This is a genomic window from Catenibacterium sp. UBA627 (assembly GCF_002299355.1).
Lineage (GTDB): Bacteria > Bacillota_I > Bacilli_A > Erysipelotrichales > Coprobacillaceae > Catenibacterium > Catenibacterium mitsuoka.
Genome location: NZ_DBPF01000001.1, coordinates 7,397 through 10,553 on the forward strand (window position 1 = coordinate 7,397; position 3,157 = coordinate 10,553).

At 35.1% G+C, this 3,157-nt stretch carries 5 protein-coding genes (1 of these 5 only partly in view); 2 read left to right on the plus strand and 3 right to left on the minus strand.

Translation table 11 applies throughout. The features are described from left to right. Positions 1 to 20, plus strand: partial view of a CYTH domain-containing protein gene (locus tag B2S90_RS00040; RefSeq protein WP_286696351.1) — the end only. 553 nt of this gene lie to the left of the window's left edge; only the last 20 of its 573 coding nucleotides appear in the window; its start codon lies off the left edge, out of view; its stop codon occupies positions 18 to 20. Here B2S90_RS00040 and spx read toward each other — a convergent pair. Further along, positions 15 to 467: a transcriptional regulator Spx gene (gene spx / locus B2S90_RS00045; protein ID WP_055233674.1), complete on the minus strand. Its 453-nt coding sequence runs from the start codon at positions 465 to 467 to the stop codon at positions 15 to 17. The genes B2S90_RS00040 and spx overlap by 6 nt on opposite strands. Positions 468 to 763: 296 nt before the next feature. Here spx and trpS point away from each other — a divergent pair, with 296 nt between their 5' ends. Next, the gene (gene trpS / locus B2S90_RS00050; protein WP_278861648.1) at positions 764 to 1,765 is read left to right on the plus strand and encodes a tryptophan--tRNA ligase; all 1,002 of its coding nucleotides are present in this window, start codon (positions 764 to 766) and stop codon (positions 1,763 to 1,765) included. 31 nt (positions 1,766 to 1,796) lie between these two features. On the opposite strand, the gene B2S90_RS00055 is transcribed toward trpS, so the two are convergent. Beyond that, positions 1,797 to 2,639 carry an undecaprenyl-diphosphate phosphatase gene (locus B2S90_RS00055; protein ID WP_187114877.1) on the minus strand — a complete coding sequence of 281 codons (843 nt, stop codon included), beginning with the start codon at positions 2,637 to 2,639 and terminating at the stop codon, positions 1,797 to 1,799. A gap of 97 nt (positions 2,640 to 2,736) precedes the next feature. Further along, the gene (locus B2S90_RS00060) at positions 2,737 to 3,111 is read right to left on the minus strand and encodes a RidA family protein (RefSeq protein WP_006504947.1); all 375 of its coding nucleotides are present in this window, start codon (positions 3,109 to 3,111) and stop codon (positions 2,737 to 2,739) included. Positions 3,112 to 3,157 lie beyond the last annotated feature (46 nt).

Sequence of the window (3,157 nt, forward strand, 5' to 3'; positions counted from 1 at the left end):
CATTAAAAGCAGGCTTATGAGCCTGCTTTTTTACTGCGATGATAATCTTCTACAAGTGTAGACGCACTGAATTGTGGACAATTGTCGAACTTCTGACATTCTGCCAGTTTTCTTAATTCTCTTGGAATAAATGCGCGAATTTCTTCAGCATTATAACCTACCTGGAAACGTCTTTCATCAATCATGATTGGACGTTTTAAGATAGATGGATTCTTCTGAATGAAATGAATCAATTCATTGATAGACATATCTTCAATGTCTACTTTATTCTCTTTGATGATCTTAGAACGTTTAGAAATGATATCATCTGTACCATTCTCACTTCGTTCTAATAACTCACGTAGTTCATCTTCTCTTAGTATTGTAGAAAAGATATTCTTTTCTACATAAGGAATATCATGTTCTTTTAGCCATGCTTTGACTTTTCTGCATGATGCACAACTTGGTGCAGTGTAGATTCTAATCATGATTTCACCTCTTTCTTGTGTTTATTATACATCATTTTCATTCATTGTATATGTTTAATAGTTGCATTCACATAATTTTGTATTATAATGAGAGAAGCAATGAACAGAAATAAGTAGTTTTTTATACTATGGATAGAGAGCTCATGGGTGGTGGAAATGAGTCATATATAGGAAATGAATTGGGTTCTGGGAGCTTTTCTAGCATGAGTTAGAAACGTCTGCTGTCGTTACCAGCACAATTACACATTGGTGGCACGTCCTTTGGGCGTGCCTTTTTTATTTAGGAGGATGTAATGATGAAAAGAATGTTAAGTGGTATTAAACCTACAGGCCGTGTTACTTTAGGTAACTACATTGGCGCAATTAAGCCCTTTGTACAGTTCCAGAATGAATATGAGATGATCATCTTTGTCGCAAATCTTCATTCAATGACTATTTATCAGGAACCAAAGGATTTAAGAAAGAATACGAAAGACCTCATCGCATTATATATTGCGGCAGGATTAGATCCTGAACAGGTTACTTTATTTTTACAAAGTGATGTCTTAGAACATGCTCAGCTTGGATGGTATCTAGGCTGTATGGTTTCTATGGGTGAATTATCACGTATGACTCAATATAAATCAAAGAAGATTGAAGCAGAAGAAAAAGGCGGACATATTGGTGCTGGTATCTTCAACTACCCTTCATTAATGAATGCAGATATTCTTATGTATGATCCAGATTATGTACCTGTAGGAGAAGACCAGAAACAGCATGTAGAACTTGCAAGAAACATTGCTGAACGTTTTAATAGCCGTTATAGTGATACATTCAAACTTCCTGAACCTATTATTCCTAAAGTAGGTGGACGTATTATGGATTTACAGGATCCTACTAAGAAGATGAGTAAATCTTCACCTAATGGTAAGGGATGTATTTATGTATTAGATCCAGTTAATGTATCTAAGAAGAAAATCTTATCTGCAGTGACTGATAGTGATTCACATATTAAGTTTGACCCAGAAAATAAACCTGGTATTTCCAATCTACTTGAAATCTATTCTATTATTTCAGGTAAAACTATTGAAGAACTTGAAACAATGTATGAAGGTAAGGGATATGGCGAATTCAAGAAAGATCTTGCAGAGGTTGTAGGAGATGAACTTCAAAGAATCCAGGATCGTTATAATGAAATCTTAGACGGTGATTATCTTGATAATGTTCTTGAAGCAGGAGCAGAAAAAGCAAGAAGAATCGCAAGAAAGAAACTTGCAAAGGTTGAAAGAAAGATTGGTATTACAATCAAGAAAAGATAAAAAGAAAACAATGGCTCGCGCCATTGTTTTTTTACTTGATGATAAAGAAATATGCAAGTACTAATAGTCCTAATACAATACGGTACCACCCAAACACCTTGAAGTCATGCTTCTTGATATAGCTCATTAAGAACTTGATGATTAAAATTGAAGATACAAAGGCAACAAGCATACCAAGTCCTAATACTGCAAGCTGTGAAGCTGTAAATGCGAGACCAAACTTAACTAGTTTTAATAAGCTTGCCCCAAACATAACTGGGATTGCTAAAAAGAACGTGAATTCTGCAGCGACTGTACGGCTTACACCTAACATTAAGCCACCAAGGATTGTCGCACCTGAACGAGATGTACCTGGGAAAATAGCTGCAATTAACTGGAACATACCAATTAAGAAAGCTGTCTTGCCATTGATTGCTCTTAAAGAGTTAATTTTAGGTCTAAGCTTTGCATTTCTATTTTCAATAACGATAAAGCCGATACCAAAGACAATAAGTGCAAGTGCTACACAAGGTGGATTATAGAATAATGCTTCAAATACATCATCAAATAATAGACCTACAACAGCAGCTGGGATACATGCAAAGATAATCTTAAGCCATAAGTCAAAAATATCTCTATCCACATATTTAAAGAAACCTTTTACCATAGGATTTGTATTCTTCTTAAATGGCCAGATCTGATTCCAATAGATAACGACTACTGCAAGAATAGCCCCTAACTGAATTACAACCTGGAACATAGAATAGAAATCTTTAGAAACATCTAATTTCACAAATTCATTTAATAAGATCATATGTCCAGTACTGCTGATAGGTAACCATTCAGTGATTCCTTCCACAATACCAAACAAAATAGTTTTTAAATAGAGTAACATATTAATCTCCTTTTTTGTTGTCTTTTTGATTATGGCACAATTCTCATTATTTTCAAGGTTTTGGGGTCAAAAAAAAGACTTTCTCAATTGAGAAAGTCTATTTTACTGCAATAACTTCTACTTCTACTAAAGCACCCTTTGGTAATTTAGCTACTTCTACAGCACTTCTTGCTGGATAAGGTTCTTCAAAATATTCAGCATAGATACCATTCATAGTTGTGAAATCATCGATATTATCTAAGAATACAGTTGTTTTTACAACGTTCTTGAATGTTAATCCCTGGCTTTCAAGTAACCCTTTCACATTGTCTAATGCACGTCTAGTCTGTGCTTCGATACCTTCTGGCATCACACCTGTTTCAGGATCTAGTGGAATCTGTCCTGAGAAGAAGATCATATTACCAATGTCAATTCCCTGGCTATATGGTCCAATAGCACCTGGTGCTTTGTCTGTTTTTACTACTTTAGTCATTTTTACATCCTCCTAATGGTCCTATTCTGACTACTCCCACGGGCAA

Bases quoted from the DNA above. Each gene is read 5' to 3' on its own strand.
- spx (WP_055233674.1), bottom strand. From the start codon at position 467: ATGATTAGAATCTACACTGCACCAAGTTGTGCATCATGCAGAAAAGTC.
- trpS (WP_278861648.1), top strand. From the start codon at position 764: ATGAAAAGAATGTTAAGTGGTATTAAACCTACAGGCCGTGTTACTTTA.
- B2S90_RS00055 (WP_187114877.1), bottom strand. From the start codon at position 2,639: ATGTTACTCTATTTAAAAACTATTTTGTTTGGTATTGTGGAAGGAATC.
- B2S90_RS00060 (WP_006504947.1), bottom strand. From the start codon at position 3,111: ATGACTAAAGTAGTAAAAACAGACAAAGCACCAGGTGCTATTGGACCA.